Below are 14,588 nucleotides of genomic sequence, written 5' to 3'. Positions count from 1 at the left end.
ATTGACGCAGGAATAGGGTATTTTCCTTTTGGATAGGGCTTTTCCTCTATGATTTCTTTGATACGGTCAACCCGGAACACTCTGATTTGATTTGCTGTTGTACAATACGCAGGGCAATACCAAAGTCCATTCATGGCATATAAGCCGATAGGTATAATTGTACGCGTGCTTTCAGAATATGTTGACGAATATCGTATTGTTGCGGCATGGCGGTTTATGGCAACAAGAAACATTGATTTAAGCAATGGTGAATCGCAATGTCTGTCTGGAATCCAAAATACAACCTTGTTTTGAATCTGCGTGATACTGTTTTGCATATCTAATGGCAGGCAATTCAAAAATTTTTTTAAGACGGATATGGTTTCCTGTTCAAACGGCAGGTCGCGGTGATATTGCAAGGCTTGACAGGCAAAAAAAATAGCTTTTGCTTCGCTTTCTGAAAAAGCAATAGGCGGCAAAATGCGTTCTTTTAAGATATGATAGCCACCCGCCGCCCCGACTTCGGAGTAAAGAGGGAAGCCCGCCTGCTCCAATTCCTGCAAGTCACGCAGTATGGTTCTTTTTGATACAGAAAATTCATTTGCCAATTCGCCTACTGTAAAATCTTTTTTTGCATTTATTGTTATCATCATTTCGATAAGCCGTTCTGCTTTTGACATTTTTGAACTCCTTTCCGAATAGTGACAGCTCTTGTCACTATTCTATGATAAACTATACATGTTCCAAATGCAATATGGCATTAAAACGAAACCCTGTAGCTGCCACACTCCCCCCGCACTGATTTTTCCGGAATTGGAAATCAGATTACACTAACGCCGGCTGCTATTTGCAGCTTGTATTGCTATTGCCAGGTAAATATAATACAATACTCTCAGTGAATCCTCATAAAATGTAAAGGAGAAAATCGTATGGAAAAATTAATGTACATGATGATGATTGAGAAAAGCAAGACCTATAATAAAATGACAAAGCAGATAGTTATGGAACACGTTGAGAATATAAGAAAGCTGGACGATGAAGGAAAGCTGGAAATCTGCGGTGTCTTTAAAGGTTATCCGGGAATGGCAGGTATGTATATCCTAAAAACAGAGAGTCGTGAAGAAGCAGAAGAAATTTGCAAATCAGAGCCGCTGGTCATGGGAGGATATGCAACCTACAAGTTAGTCGGTTTACAAATTGCAAACCGTGAAAATAATTATTTGCTGTAATTGCGGCAAAAAATAACACTGGGGCAAATAAAATCCGGCTCACATGAAAACCGAATAACCACCGCTGAATAGGACGGCACTGGACACCACGGTAAACTGGTCAATGCTTACGGTTCAGCAAACAAACGATGCCGCCAGCCAACACACATCTGGGGAGCTGTCGGTTCCGTGACCGTCCAGCGTAAACATGGAGCACTAGCAGTTCCATAACTGTCCGGCGCAAGCGATAAACTCCCCAACAAACCGCAATTGGCATCCGAATGGTTAAACCATCTCTTTAAGGGTTCTGAAACTCTTCATATACATAGCCTGAAATCTCTGCAATCCGCTTCTTTGCCTCTTCATTCCGCCCATCCAAATCATTCGACAGCACGCACAAAATATAGTCCCCATGCTCTCCATAGACGATAGCAATATCATTTTCAATGCATCCAAGACCGTATCCCTGGGGCATTTCCCCTGTCTTGTTTGCACACACTGTCCCTTCTGGAATACCAGAAGGGATTTTCTCTGTCCTCGTCTGGTTTTTCAGCATATTCAGCATCTTCTCTGATGCCTCGGCGCACACACAATTTCCATTGTACAAGTCCTGGAGGAGTTTCATACAGTCGCCTGACGTGGTGTAATTATCATCCGCAGGATTCTCTTCCAGAAAACGCCGCCCGAGGGACGTGCCCTCAAAACCATTCTCCCGGCAAAATGCATTGACAACTTCCTGTCCCTCCTGAAAGCTTCCATAGCCCAGTAATTCCACCAGGCGGTTTGCCGCATCGTTATCGCTGACGGTTATCATATTCGTTAACAGCGCTTTCAGCTCTCCCTCATATTGCTCCTGCACATAGATTGCGGATTCCGTATCTTTGGGGTAACACACTCTGTCATAAACTGTCGCCATAATAAATACTTTAATGACACTGGCTGACTGCATCTTTATATCCTCGTAATACCCATATACTGCCCCATCCGCTAAATCTACCGCACTGACAGCCCATTTCTCTCCCAAAGCCTCGGCTTCTCCAAGAAAATTTTCCAACTCTGGTAAAGATTTTGTTTCCGACCCGTCTGATGGCGGCAGCTCTTCGCTTTCAGTTGCTTCGGCCTCTGTTGCCTCTGTCTCTTCTGCCAGGCTCTCTCTTTCTTCTGTCTCTTCCCTCTGAACAGTCTCGTCTGTATCCTCCGGTGCGTTCTCTTTGACCGCCCCTGCCCGCTGTGCCAGCGTTTCCGCTTCCCTTAACATCTTCCGGCAGGACAGTGCGTTTTTCACGAGCAACACATTAAAAATCAGGTTTGCACAGGTACAGATAAGTATGACTGCAATCAGAATATTTTCATGCTTTTTACTATTTCGATTCACTCTTCCTATCTCCCAAAATATTGGTCAACACCGTTTGCGATGCCCATCACCATCTTCTGCCTCATCGCTTCGTCGGCCATTGCCGTGTCGTCGTGCTCATTTGTCATAAAGCCCATTTCCAGAATCGTGACCGGTATCTGGCTCCAGTTAATCCCTGTCATATCATCATGATACTGGATGCCCAAATCCCCGAACCCTGTTTCCTGGCAGTACGCACTGAGAATACAGTCTGTCAGGCGGTAGCTTTCTTCCGCCAGATGCCCCACATATGCGTTATCATATGAAGGCGTCATGCCAAGCGCACCGCTCACACTGGAATCTTCACTTCCGTTGGCATGGATGCGCACATAGATGTCGCCCCCCTCTTCATATGCTTTCACCGCACGTTCCGCATTGCTGATTGCCGTATCGTTATCTGTGCGGGTCATGACCACCCGATATCCCCTGTTCTCCAATTCCGTCTGCAATGCCAGTGAAATGTCCAGATTCAACTCATATTCAGGAATCTGCGTGAAAGAACCTGCAGTCCCCGTTGTTGCCTTTGCTTTCATCACCGTTGAACCCGGCGCGCTCGGTTCCTGCGCACTCATATCCACCCACGATCCCTGATGCCCTGGGTCTATTGCCACAGTAAAACCATTCTCCTGCTTTTGTTCTGTCTCTGTCTCCGTTTCGGTCTGCTGCTCTGTCTCTATCTGAACACGCTCTGTCTCCGTCTGCGTTTCAGTTTCCGTTTCGGTTTCAATTTTTGTCTCGGTTTCCGTCTGTTGTTTTGCCGTCTCCGCCTCGGTCTGCCCTGCTGTCTCCTGGACTTTCTCTATTTTCTGGATTTCGGATTCCAGAGCTGCGATTTTCTGGTTCGCCTCTTCTATCTGCATAAAGCTTACAGCACATGCGCCCCCTGTCACGCACACGCACAAAATGCTGAGAACCAATGCCAGAATTTCAATCTTATTTTTCATAACGCTTCCTTCCTGCTATTTCTATTTGCACCTGTCTTTTTACACATTTCTACTGTTCCAGTTTATATCCCCCTTTTTGTATCGCTTCTTCCTTCTGCGACAAAAATGAAGCATTTTTCTTTTCATATTTGTTGAATACTTTATCTGAAAATTTTTTCGGGTCAATTTTCCCTGTGTACCACTCTTTACCGTTAAAATAGTCCCTTAATTCCTTCGAGTCAAATTTCCTTCCATGACGGGCATAAATCTCATTTTTCGCATAGTTAATCTCTTTTAAACTCAATCCTGCCACATCGGCGTCTGTTAAATACCTGGAATTGCTTTCCGGCAAAATATAATCATCGCTTTCCGGCTTCTCCTCTGTCTCACTTTCTGTCTCCCGAGGCTCTCCGTAAAGTTTCTTTACATCAATGAATACTTTGTTATCGTCTATCCAGATAGTTCCTGAGATATCCACTTCTACATTGTCGTACAGCAACAGTTCATCGCTGGTGATCACTCGGTGTTCGCCGAGATAAATATCCGAAACCGCCTCCATAAATACCCGTTCCCCGGAAGTACTGTCTGCATACACGGAAAGCGGCTCATTTAAGATCACAAGACTTCTCCCTCCAGAGGCTTTCCGCACCTCCTGCATACGTTTCCCCTAAAAGAATCACGCTGGCACACAGTTCCACAATTTCCGCAGAACACTGCGTCATCCGGCATCAAAGCGCCACATTTACTGCATATCTGTCCCATCTTCTTCTCCTTTAAACACTACAGGAGACGCTTCCTTTCCACTCCGAAAACGTCTCCTTGCATCCTCCCTGACTATAGTACCATTGTGATGATATCGCCAAAAACGTATCCCAGAATAAGGCATACGACAGCCAAACATATTTTTTCCACAAGGAATGCATACAATTTCCTGTCCTCACTGCACTCCACCGCAGAAACATATAAATGGTGTTCTACATAAGCGGACATCATCATGAAAATCACTGCTGCCACCAATGCTACTTTCGCGCTGACTAACGAAACCAATCCCATAATGGCTACACCAATGGAATGGTACAGCGCACGCACGCCAATCAGAGACAGCATCATCCTGATATTCGAAACTCCCCCGAAAGCTACCGTAATCCCATGCATAAGCATTGCTTCCAGAAAATCTACTCCAACAGTAAGAATAATTATCATAACAGTCATCTTAAAATATGGAACTTCAATATAACTGCCCCATGCACCCAGACTGCTTTTTATCTTTAGCACCGCCAAAAACATAATAAGAATCACAAGTACACACTTAGCTATGATAAACTCTGTCCCGACTGCACTGCTGCCGCTGCGCATGAGTTCCCGCCCACGGGTAATCGGCGCCTTAAGTACCGGAAGTATTTCGGCAAACATGTTCTTTGTTCCTGAGACAAACTTCTGTGTCTTATGATTGATCCATTCCATTTCCGGACTGCGACCCTGCTGATAGCCTCCGTTTCCTCCCGGCTGACCCTGCTGGTAATAGCCGTTTCCTCCCGGCTGGCCCTGCTGGTAGTAACCATTTCCTCCTGGCTGGCCCTGCTGGTAGTAACCATTTCCTCCTGGCTGGCCCTGCTGATAGTAACCATTTCCTCCCGGCTGGCCCTGCTGATAATAGCCGTTTCCTCCCGGCTGGCTTTGCTGATAGTAACCATTTCCTCCCGGCTGGCCCTGCTGATAATAACCGTTTCCTCCCGGCTGGCTTTGCTGATAATAGCCGTTTCCTCCCGGCTGGTCTTGCTGATAACCGCCGTTCACGCTTTGCTGCGGCTGACTTTGCCGGCTGCCGGCGTTTACATCCTGTGGATGGCTGCCCCCCTCGCTCTGCTGCGGCTTCTGCAGCTGCACTCCTTTCTCTGCTCCCGCATTTGCCCGACAGGAACAAACTTCACCTTCCTCTAATGCTTTCCCACAATATATACAAAATTTCGCCATAACCTCTCTCCTTTCATCCCTCTTCGACAATTAATTTTGTAAAATATATAAATACATACTAAAATAAAACAAAGGCTTTGTCAATAAAACGCAATTTAAAATCCGAACTGCTGGTAACAGTTCAGCCTTCGGCTTCACTGTTACGGAATCCAGCCCATTTAAAGTTTGCTTTCGCAAAGGACTGGATTCTCCGGCTAAATTTACGCATTCTCACGGACTTTGCAGCAGGTGCAAAGTCCTGGGCTGAACTGTTACAACTGCTGCTTACTCGAGATAACTGTCTATCAGCAGCTTCACCAAATCCTTACATTTCACACACTGCACTCCTACCCGCAGTTTTTCCTGAACTTCTTCAAAAGTTCTTGCCCCCTCTTTCACTGCTTTTTCTATCTGCGCCACTGTCGTTCCGTTGCAGGCGCAGACGATATGGTTACCGTTCATCTCCCGGTTCTCTCCTTTCTCCTCCGTCCAGCTCAAACCAAAATTCTACGCCATTGTCATAATTTATGACGCCGCATTCCTGATTCATGGAATCCATCACTGCTTTCACAATCGACAACCCTATGCCGCTGCCGCCGTATTCCCTGGTTCTCGCTTTATCTACTTTATAGAACTTAATCCAAATCTTATCCAAATCTTCTTCCGGTATCGGTTTTCCTGTATTAAAGACAGACACGCGGACTTTTCCGTTCTCCTTCCGCACTTTGACATCAATTACTTTGTCAAAATCCACATGGTTAACCGCATTGCTGATATAGTTTGTTATCACTTCTTCTATCTTAAACTCATCCGCCCACACATAAACCGCCCCCGGCTCGTCAAAAATCATTCTTGCCCCTTTCTGCTGCGCCAGAATTTTGGCGGACTGAATAACTCCCCGTATCAGGGACGTAAGCTCAAAACGTTCCATCACCACCGCGTCATTCCCAAATTCCAGCTGATTCAAGGTCAGAAGCTTCTTGACCATCGTATTCATTTTCTTTGATTCATCCATGATAACGTCACAGTAAAATTCCCTGCTCTCATCGTCGTCATTGATACATTCTTTTAGCCCCTCCGCATAACCCTGGATTAAGGCAATCGGCGTTTTCAGCTCATGCGATACATTGGAAAGAAACTCTTTCCTCATTTCATCAATCTGCGTTTTCTGCTCAATGTCCCGCTGCAGCTCGTTATTTGCCGTTTTTAGTTCTGATATGGTGCGCTCCAGCGTCTCCGACATCTGATTGAAATGCTCCCCAAGCTGGCCAATCTCATTTTTTCCTCCGCTGGTATATTTTGCATCAAACTCAAGATTTGCCATCCGTTTTGAAAGGTCTGCCAATTCCAGAATGGGGTCTGTAATCTTTTTGGAAATCCACCAGATTAGAAGGACACTGAGCGTAAGCGCCGCCAGGCTGAAATATCCCAGGAATTCATTTGATATCTTGGCATTTTCACGGATACTTTCAATTGGGATTGCCATAGCAAAATAACATCCTGTATTCAACGTGCCCCATATTTCCAGGCTGTCCGTATTGCTGATGACGTCTTTCGTCCGCTGCAGCACGTATGCATCCTTCTTCTGAAGTACCTTAATCTCCAAATCTTCCATTCCAAAAAAATCACCGCCCTGTATATAGATCCAGAGCCTTGCCGCATACCTCTCAAGTTTCCGCGTCCCGTCATGAAGCCCTATGACTTCATCAAAATTCTCATCCAGGATAACAAAATTCACAATATTGTTTGCTTCCCGTATTTCATTCAGCTTCGCCAGCAGCATATCGCTTTCATATTCCGACGCTTCTTCCACCTGATTAATCACACAATATGCGTCCACCAGCGTGTTTTTTTTCTTCATCATATAATAGCTTTCCAGAAATATGTTGTTGACCGCCCAGTTTCCAATCAGCGTCAGCAGCATAATCCCTATAAAAAGCAACGCCATTTCTTTCTTTATCGAATGTTTCATCCTTTGTCACCCCGGCGTACTTTGGCTTTCTACTTCAAATTTATATCCCATTCCCCAAATTGTACGGATATAATTTCCTTTTTCTCCAAGCTTGTTCCTCAGTTTCTTCACATGCGTATCAATCGTTCGCGCATCACCGAAATAATCATAGTTCCACACGCTGTTCAAAATCTTTTCCCTGGATAGCGCCAGTCCCTGATTCTCCACAAAATATGTCAGTAACTCAAATTCTTTAAAGCTTAGCTCTATATACTTTCCATCCACTGTTACCTGATGCGCCGCTTTGTCAATTTCAATACCTCCGGCTCTCAGAGTGTCATCTGCTGAAATCGCGTTTGTCCTGCGCAGGATAGCTTCTACTCTCGCCACCAAAATCTTTGGGCTGAAAGGCTTAGAGATATATTCATCCACTCCCAGCTCAAACCCCAGCAATTCATCCTGTTCATCCGCACGCGCCGTCAGCATGATAATCGGCACTTTTGAATAAGAGCGGATTTCCCGGCACACTTCCCATCCATCCATCTTGGGCATCATCACATCCAGGATAACCAAATCAATATTTTTATGCTCAAAAAACAAGTCGATCGCTTCTACACCATTTTCCGCTTCTACCACTTCAAAGTTCTTCTTTACCAGAAAGTCTTTTACCAGCTTCCTCATCCTGCTCTCATCGTCTACTACCATTACTTTCAGCCGCTGTTCCATACATACACCTCACCTGTAATTATTTGTCTCATCTGCAGTTTGGACTATATATCGGCCCTGCAGTTTCAAACGCCAACCTGTTTTTCGACAGTATAGCAGATAATTATGTTAGTTCTGTGAATACGCCTATTTTTTCACGGATACTCTGCATCTGTTCATCTGTCTGTGCAATCGTCTCTGCACACTGCTTCAGCTCCACACCAATCTCCTCTGCATTTTCAAGTCCCTCCAAATCCTTCTTATATCGGAGCTGATGTTCCAGGCTCGCCCAAAAATCCATCGCTACCGTGCGTATCTGGACTTCCACACGCATCATCCGTTTCTCCTCCAGAAAAAATACCGGAATTTCTATTATCATATGCAGGCTTCGGTATCCGTTTGGCTTCGGACTGCGGATATAATCTTTCACTTTAAGAAGACGGATGTCATCCTGCTTTGCCAGCCAGCGGGCGATATCATAAATATCATCTATGAAATAGCACACTACACGGATACCCGCCACATCATTCAAATGTTCCGTCATGGATTCTATGGAAATTTCATAGCCCTTATTCCTCATTTTTTTCAAAATGCTGACAGGCCTTTTCAGCCTTGTCTTAATATGTTTAATCGGATTCCTGTTATATCGGACAGAAAGCTCCTCATTCAAAACCTCCAGCTTTGTCCGTACTTCCCGAATCGCACAGTCGTACATCATCATCTCTTCTTCAAAGTGCTTTGCACTGCCAAACAGAACTTCTGCCTTTTCCGGCAGAACCCTTTCATTAATAAAATTCCTTACCCGTTCCATCGCATCCTCCATGTTCTCTTCCGTATAAAAAGAAAGCGGGCTTTTCCGGCCCGCTCTCCCGCTATTCTGTTTCACTTGTGTAAGCCCGGACTTTAATATGGATGAAAATTCCCGTCCGAATCAGTCACGCCTTTATCGCCAAAAACATACGTTTTCCCGTCATCACCAACCCAGTTTCCATTTCCATCATTCCTTGCCTTAATATAATTCCCATTTTTATCATAAAAATCATAATAATCTGCTTCCCCGTCTGTACCGGAAGAACTATTTGAATCTGATGCACTCCCGTTTCCTCCCGTGCGGAACTCCGGCGGATCATAATAATATTGATTCCCTTCATAATCCTCTACGCCATTCTCATAGAACATATACGCCCTGCCGTTTTTGTCTACCCAAACGCCGTCCGGATTCTGTGTCACATAAATGGTATTTCCAGGCTCGTCAAAGAAATATCTTTCTTCGTCCGAAGCGCTGCTGTTCCCCTCGGAACTGCCCTCCGGTGCAGAACTTTCTTCTGGCGCATTGCCGCTTTCCTCCGTATCCGGTTCAGCCGTCAGTGGATTTTTCAATACCAGGAAACTCTTTACGGATTCCTGCACTGACGCCAGCAAAGCCGTATCTTCTTTCTTTACGTTTCCTGAGACTTGATATCCTCGTTCACTCACCGCCGATACTGTGGTCACTGTGTAGGAATTCCCATCTGCCGGCTCCTTATATCTCAATGAGTACGAGCACTGTTTAATTCCTGTTGATTTATCAAAACTGTAATTGCTGATTTCCAGATTATCCGTGTTCATCCCCAGCTTTTTCAATCTGGCCGCAAGTTTCTTCTCGGTGGAGGCAAACGCCAATTTCCCCACCGCTTTCTTACTGTCGGCATAATCTATCGTAATCTCACCTTCACCCTCTGAGACAAATGAGAGCTTTCCTTCGCTGTCCAGCGTATTCTGCCATTTCGAATCAGGCAAAATAATCGATACGCTTCCGTCAGATGAAGTGTATGTCACTTTTTCTAAAATATCCTGCGTCTCTGATGACGTCTGCGGCATATTTTCTGTCGCGCCGTCCGTGTTCTTTTCCTGACTGTCGCATCCCATGACTGCCATCATCACCACTCCCGCAAGAACCAATAGCTTTACATATTTTTTCCTACCCTGCATACAATCCCCTTTCTCTATGAATTCATACTTCGTTTTTATTATTGTATAACGATAGCGTAATTATTTCAACTTCTATTTGTGAAATATTTCTGAAAAAACTCCGGATTCTTTCACTTCCGGATAAAAAGCCGACAAGAAAACTTTCTTTTTCTATTCATTTTTTTGCTTGCACTTTCCAAAAAGTAATGATACAATATGCCCAAAATTTGAGGAGGATAGATTATGAACATTAAGTTGATGAATGTTAAAAATGTAGAAAAACTGTTTGAAACTGTAAATAAATGCAACGGAAAGGTTGAACTGGTGGGTGATGACATCCAGTTAAATCTGAAATCCAAGCTTTCACAATATTTTTCACTTGCGAAACTGTTTTCCGATGGTGAGATTCCCGAACTGGAACTCGTAACAACTGATCCGGATGACAACGCTCTGCTTATGAGATTCATGATGGATAACAATTCAGAAATGTAAATACAAGAGCCAGACGCTCCGTACGGCGTTTGGCTCTTTTTCACAAAGGAAGGAAAATCTATGAAAAAAGACGGCTACTACTCCTCCGGTGAATTTGCCCGCATGGCTCATGTCACCCTGCGTACCATCCGGTACTATGATAAACACGACATCTTAAAGCCTTCCCTTGTCACCAAATCCGGAGCACGCTTTTACACAGATGAAGATTTTGCCAGATTACAGCAGATTCTCCTGCTCAAATTCCTGGGATTCCCCCTGGATGATATTCGTGAAATGACCATTGACGACACCGATTATCATTTTATGCTGAATGCGCTAAACATTCAATTAAAACTGGTGCAGGATCGCATCGAACAGATGCAGCTTGTAGAAAAAGCGATTCAGGACACTTCGGCAGCCATCCGTTCTGAGCACTCTATTGACTGGAGCAAAATGCTGAATCTCATTCATCTGACTGAAATGGAAAAAAGCCTAAAAAACCAATACCAGAACGCCTCCAACATCTCTTCCCGCATCAATCTGCACAAACGCTACTCCACGAACCCGTACGGCTGGTTTCCCTGGATTTATGAGCAATGCCAAATCCACTCCGGAATGCGGATTCTGGAAATAGGCTGCGGGGATGGGACGCTATGGAAAAGCAGCCTGTCTAAAATACCTGCGGATGCAGATATCACCTTGTCTGATATTTCCGACGGAATGCTCCGGGATGCCCGGCGTACCCTTAGCGCTGAAGATTCTCTTTTTTCCTTTGACGCTTTTGACTGCCACCATATCCCATATCCCACAGACAGTTTTCATCTGGTAATCGCCAACCACCTGCTGTTCTACTGTGAAGATATTCCTCAAGTATGCCACGAAGTGCGGCGTGTCCTAAAGCCCGGTGGAAAATTCCTATGCAGCACCTACGGAAAATCCCATATGCAGGAAGTGAACCGCCTGGTACAAGACTTTGACAAACGAATCGTTCTCTCCGCTGATAAGCTCTATGAACGATTTGGCAGAGAAAACGGCCGGGATATTCTGGCGCCTTATTTCTCCAAAGTCTCCTGGCGCTCCTATGAAGATTCTCTGCTTGTTTCCGAACCGGAACCGCTGATTTCCTATATTCTCTCCTGTCATGGCAACCAGAACCACTATATCTTAGACCGCTACACAGAATTCCGCAGCTTTGTAAAAAAGAAAACTGCCGGAGGATTTCACATCTCCAAAGATGCGGGGGTATTCCTGGCTGAAAACATCATCTCTGCTTAAACAAAAACTGTCCATCTCCTATTTCACCATGTCTAAAAAGTATTGGTGTACCCTAACATCTTTCGTTAACTCTGGGTGGAAAGCACACGCAAGTTGTCTCCCCTGTCTGGCAGCCACAATTTTCCCGCCTGTTTCAGCCAAGACTTCTGCCGAACCTGAGACTTCTGCGATATAGGGCGCCCGGATGAAGGTCATGGGGATCTTGCCTATCCCCTTAAATGTCTGTTCTGTAGAAAAGCTGCCTAACTGCCGCCCATATGCATTCCGCTTTACGCGAATATCCATAGTGCCCAGGCAGGAAATACCACCTTCCACACTTTTCGCCAGGAGGATTAAACCGGCGCATGTGCCAAACACGGGCATCCCGTCTGCGATTTTCCTGCGGAGCGGCTCACAAAGCTCCATGTCCCGGAGCAGCCTGCCCATAACCGTACTCTCTCCTCCCGGGAGAATCACTCCGTCAAACCCTCTTTCCAAATCTTTTTTCTGCCGGATTTCAAAATGTTCTGCACCAAGTGCATCCAGCATCTGCCCATGCTCTGCAAACGCACCCTGCAGCGCCAGGATTGCTATCTTCATTTTACTGTCCCCGTTCTTCCATAATCAGCCGGATTTCCTGTTCGTTAATTCCCACCATCGCTTCACCCAAATCTTCCGACAACTCCGCAAGCAGCTTTGCATCTGTATAGTTTGTCACTGCTTTTACAATCGCTGCCGCACGCTTTTTGGGGTTTCCTGATTTGAAAATACCTGAACCTACAAACACCCCTTCTGCGCCGAGCTGCATCATAAGCGCCGCATCCGCAGGAGTCGCTACGCCGCCTGCTGCAAAGTTTACCACCGGAAGTTTCCCATTTTCATGCACATACTCCAGTAAGTCCATAGGCACCTGAAGCTGCTTTGCCGCCTCAAACAACTCATCCTCCCGAAGATTCTGCACTCTTCGGATTTCCGCGTTCATGCTCCGCATATGGCGCACCGCCTGCACCACATCCCCAGTTCCCGGCTCTCCTTTTGTCCGAATCATGGAGGCCCCTTCTGCAATGCGGCGGAGCGCCTCTCCTAAATCCCGGGCGCCGCACACAAACGGCACTTTAAAATCCGACTTCCTGATGTGGTGTTTATCATCTGCCGGAGAGAGCACCTCACTCTCATCAATGTAATCTATCTCTATCGCTTCCAAAATCTGTGCCTCTGCAAAATGCCCAATCCGGCATTTTGCCATAACTGGAATGGAAACTGCCTCCTGGATACCCCGAATCATTTTTGGGTCACTCATCCTGGAAACTCCGCCAGCCGCGCGGATATCTGCCGGAATCCGTTCGAGCGCCATGACCGCACACGCCCCTGCTTCCTCTGCAATTTTTGCCTGTTCAGGGGTAGTCACATCCATAATGACACCGCCCTTTAACATCTGTGCCAGCTGTTTGTTTAATTCATATCTGTTCTCTTCCATAATATCCTGCCTTTCTTTTGTTTTTCTATGGTTTCTTTCCTCCATAACTCCAGTATACACAGGATTGGACTTTTGAAAATATCCAATTTTTATTTTTTAGACCAGTCCAGTTTTCACTTTCCTCAAAAGTACAAGTCAGTCTTTCCGGAAACGTTTTGTAAAGGACTTTTTAATCAAGTTCACAGAAAATTTACATTTCAGAGCAAAGTTATAGAGCCAGAAACCTGTTTTTAGATTCCCGGCTCTATAACTTTGCCTATGCGCTTCTATCAGCTTTCAGTTGTTTGACTTCCTCAAGAGAAAGTCCTGAAATATTAACAATTTCCTCTAAAGCATATTTGCCAGCCGACAACATACGGAGTGCAACTTCTTTCATTCCCTCTTTCAATGTCTGATTCCTCATATCTTCCATAGCCCGGCACATAATCTCGATTCCCTCCTTGCTCTCTTTGAAAAATTTCACCCTATCTGCCAGTGTCCCATAGTACATATCCGCTGCGTCTGTACAGGAGAAGTCATGCATTAACTTCCCGATTGGTGTATCTCCACGGTAAGCGCCATTTACATACAGTATGTGCGAACCGTCCTCAAATCTTTCCCCGGTTCCTAAAAAGCACCGTTCAATCGGATAGAGCGGCTGCCCTTTTCCCATTACGTCATTCTCTGTGATAAAGATTACCCACGTTTCCGGCAGCTTGTCGAAGTCCTCGCCTTTTTTCAAAAGGTTTGCGTCCATCATGCTGCTGTTGTACCTTGCCCTTTTTCTCCCGGCTCCTTTGTCGGAGCGCTGTACTTCCACATTCAATTTTGCCCCTGTGCTGTCCGTAGCCAGGATATCCAGCCTCACCGAACGGTTCAGCAAGTTCTCCACAAATACCTGGGTTCGGACGTCCAGCACCTTTAAATCCGGCTTTTCCAGCACAATCTGCAATACCAGTTCTATGCTTGCCGTATCTCCCTCAAAACACTTTGTGAGGAAATCATCATCAAGCAGGCGAAAGCCTCTTAGCCTCTGTAAATCTTCCTGATGTTTCTGGTCTATCTGTTCCGTCACTGTCAATCTTCCCACCTGCTTTCCCTTCTGTTTTCGTATCTCCATACTACCATAAACCTCCCGATTTTACAAGCACATGGCTATTTGTGTAGTATATCCATTACTTTCTGGTCAAACAATTCACATATGATATATCGAAAATTTTTTAATTTTCCTGCAACTGGTTGATATTAACGGTCTGGTAGTATAAAACAACTATAAATGAGCAAATTTAAAAAATTGCACAATAAGCCTATGCCACTAAAGCTTTAACCTGCTCAAAGCCAATGT

At 45.3% G+C, this 14,588-nt stretch carries 17 protein-coding genes; 3 read left to right on the top strand and 14 right to left on the bottom strand.

Translation table 11 applies throughout. The annotated features are described in order from the left end of the window. On the bottom strand, positions 1-659 hold a 659-nt coding region (locus tag NFR99_RS12965; protein WP_251353835.1), incomplete at its 3' end, for a helix-turn-helix transcriptional regulator. A gap of 249 nt (positions 660-908) precedes the next feature. On the opposite strand from NFR99_RS12965, the gene NFR99_RS12960 reads away from it, so the two are divergent. Further along, on the top strand, positions 909-1,208 hold the full coding sequence (locus NFR99_RS12960; RefSeq protein WP_120486232.1) for a YciI family protein: 300 nt from the start codon (positions 909-911) through the stop codon (positions 1,206-1,208). 277 nt (positions 1,209-1,485) lie between these two features. On the opposite strand, the gene NFR99_RS12955 is transcribed toward NFR99_RS12960, so the two are convergent. The 10 genes from NFR99_RS12955 to NFR99_RS12910 all read right to left on the bottom strand — a co-directional run bounded on the left by NFR99_RS12955 (position 1,486) and on the right by NFR99_RS12910 (position 10,083). Beyond that, the gene (locus tag NFR99_RS12955; RefSeq protein ID WP_120486231.1) at positions 1,486-2,562 is read right to left on the bottom strand and encodes a serine hydrolase; all 1,077 of its coding nucleotides are present in this window, start codon (positions 2,560-2,562) and stop codon (positions 1,486-1,488) included. 5 nt (positions 2,563-2,567) lie between these two features. Further along, positions 2,568-3,524: an N-acetylmuramoyl-L-alanine amidase gene (locus NFR99_RS12950; protein WP_251353834.1), complete on the bottom strand. Its 957-nt coding sequence runs from the start codon at positions 3,522-3,524 to the stop codon at positions 2,568-2,570. Between the two features lie 49 nt (positions 3,525-3,573). Further along, a complete protein-coding gene (locus NFR99_RS12945; protein ID WP_251353833.1) occupies positions 3,574-4,122 on the bottom strand; it encodes a YARHG domain-containing protein in 549 nt (182 codons plus the stop codon). Beyond that, the gene (locus NFR99_RS12940; RefSeq protein WP_120486229.1) at positions 4,119-4,265 is read right to left on the bottom strand and encodes a zinc-ribbon domain-containing protein; all 147 of its coding nucleotides are present in this window, start codon (positions 4,263-4,265) and stop codon (positions 4,119-4,121) included. The genes NFR99_RS12945 and NFR99_RS12940 overlap by 4 nt, the downstream gene beginning before the upstream one ends. Before the next feature lie 72 nt (positions 4,266-4,337). Continuing rightward, positions 4,338-5,477, bottom strand: a complete 1,140-nt coding sequence (locus NFR99_RS12935) for a hypothetical protein (protein WP_251353832.1) — start codon at positions 5,475-5,477, stop codon at positions 4,338-4,340. A gap of 264 nt (positions 5,478-5,741) precedes the next feature. After that, positions 5,742-5,918 carry a (2Fe-2S)-binding protein gene (locus NFR99_RS12930; RefSeq protein ID WP_251353831.1) on the bottom strand — a complete coding sequence of 59 codons (177 nt, stop codon included), beginning with the start codon at positions 5,916-5,918 and terminating at the stop codon, positions 5,742-5,744. Then, entirely contained in the window at positions 5,908-7,428 is a 1,521-nt protein-coding gene (locus tag NFR99_RS12925) for a sensor histidine kinase (RefSeq protein WP_120486226.1), read from the bottom strand. Before NFR99_RS12925 ends, NFR99_RS12930 begins: the two co-directional genes overlap by 11 nt. 6 nt (positions 7,429-7,434) lie before the next feature. Beyond that, positions 7,435-8,133 (bottom strand): response regulator transcription factor, encoded by a 699-nt coding sequence (locus tag NFR99_RS12920; protein ID WP_120486225.1) that lies wholly within the window; start codon positions 8,131-8,133, stop codon positions 7,435-7,437. 103 nt (positions 8,134-8,236) lie between these two features. Then, positions 8,237-8,923, bottom strand: a complete 687-nt coding sequence (locus NFR99_RS12915; RefSeq protein ID WP_251353830.1) for a GTP pyrophosphokinase — start codon at positions 8,921-8,923, stop codon at positions 8,237-8,239. A gap of 92 nt (positions 8,924-9,015) precedes the next feature. Next, positions 9,016-10,083, bottom strand: a complete 1,068-nt coding sequence (locus NFR99_RS12910; RefSeq protein WP_120486224.1) for a hypothetical protein — start codon at positions 10,081-10,083, stop codon at positions 9,016-9,018. Positions 10,084-10,311: 228 nt separating this feature from the next. Between NFR99_RS12910 and NFR99_RS12905 the strand changes: the two genes are divergently transcribed. Continuing rightward, on the top strand, positions 10,312-10,554 hold the full coding sequence (locus NFR99_RS12905) for a polya polymerase (protein WP_120486243.1): 243 nt from the start codon (positions 10,312-10,314) through the stop codon (positions 10,552-10,554). A gap of 60 nt (positions 10,555-10,614) precedes the next feature. Further along, positions 10,615-11,808 (top strand): MerR family transcriptional regulator, encoded by a 1,194-nt coding sequence (locus NFR99_RS12900; RefSeq protein WP_120486223.1) that lies wholly within the window; start codon positions 10,615-10,617, stop codon positions 11,806-11,808. An 18-nt stretch (positions 11,809-11,826) separates the two neighbouring features. Here the strand turns inward: NFR99_RS12900 and pdxT are convergent, their stop codons facing one another. From pdxT to NFR99_RS12885, 3 genes are all read right to left on the bottom strand, one after another. Further along, positions 11,827-12,387, bottom strand: coding sequence for a pyridoxal 5'-phosphate synthase glutaminase subunit PdxT (pdxT, locus tag NFR99_RS12895; protein WP_120486222.1), 561 nt, complete (start codon positions 12,385-12,387; stop codon positions 11,827-11,829). A gap of 1 nt (position 12,388) precedes the next feature. Further along, positions 12,389-13,264, bottom strand: a complete 876-nt coding sequence (gene pdxS, locus NFR99_RS12890) for a pyridoxal 5'-phosphate synthase lyase subunit PdxS (protein WP_135976452.1) — start codon at positions 13,262-13,264, stop codon at positions 12,389-12,391. Between the two features lie 256 nt (positions 13,265-13,520). After that, entirely contained in the window at positions 13,521-14,363 is an 843-nt protein-coding gene (locus NFR99_RS12885) for a PD-(D/E)XK nuclease family transposase (protein ID WP_120486221.1), read from the bottom strand. Between the last annotated feature and the right edge of the window lie 225 nt (positions 14,364-14,588).

It is taken from the genome of Hominisplanchenecus murintestinalis, assembly GCF_943193015.1.
GTDB classification, from domain to species: Bacteria; Bacillota; Clostridia; order Lachnospirales; family Lachnospiraceae; genus Hominisplanchenecus_A; species Hominisplanchenecus_A murintestinalis.
This window is presented reverse-complemented; position numbering and strand designations above follow the sequence as displayed.

Coding starts and splice junctions, on each gene's coding strand:
- NFR99_RS12960 (WP_120486232.1), top strand. CDS start 909: ATGGAAAAATTAATGTACATGATGATGATTGAGAAAAGCAAGACCTAT.
- NFR99_RS12950 (WP_251353834.1), bottom strand. CDS start 3,524: ATGAAAAATAAGATTGAAATTCTGGCATTGGTTCTCAGCATTTTGTGC.
- NFR99_RS12940 (WP_120486229.1), bottom strand. CDS start 4,265: ATGGGACAGATATGCAGTAAATGTGGCGCTTTGATGCCGGATGACGCA.
- NFR99_RS12935 (WP_251353832.1), bottom strand. CDS start 5,477: ATGGCGAAATTTTGTATATATTGTGGGAAAGCATTAGAGGAAGGTGAA.
- NFR99_RS12930 (WP_251353831.1), bottom strand. CDS start 5,918: ATGAACGGTAACCATATCGTCTGCGCCTGCAACGGAACGACAGTGGCG.
- NFR99_RS12925 (WP_120486226.1), bottom strand. CDS start 7,428: ATGAAACATTCGATAAAGAAAGAAATGGCGTTGCTTTTTATAGGGATT.
- NFR99_RS12920 (WP_120486225.1), bottom strand. CDS start 8,133: ATGGAACAGCGGCTGAAAGTAATGGTAGTAGACGATGAGAGCAGGATG.
- NFR99_RS12915 (WP_251353830.1), bottom strand. CDS start 8,923: ATGGAACGGGTAAGGAATTTTATTAATGAAAGGGTTCTGCCGGAAAAG.
- NFR99_RS12910 (WP_120486224.1), bottom strand. CDS start 10,083: ATGCAGGGTAGGAAAAAATATGTAAAGCTATTGGTTCTTGCGGGAGTG.
- NFR99_RS12900 (WP_120486223.1), top strand. CDS start 10,615: ATGAAAAAAGACGGCTACTACTCCTCCGGTGAATTTGCCCGCATGGCT.
- pdxT (WP_120486222.1), bottom strand. CDS start 12,387: ATGAAGATAGCAATCCTGGCGCTGCAGGGTGCGTTTGCAGAGCATGGG.
- pdxS (WP_135976452.1), bottom strand. CDS start 13,264: ATGGAAGAGAACAGATATGAATTAAACAAACAGCTGGCACAGATGTTA.
- NFR99_RS12885 (WP_120486221.1), bottom strand. CDS start 14,363: ATGGAGATACGAAAACAGAAGGGAAAGCAGGTGGGAAGATTGACAGTG.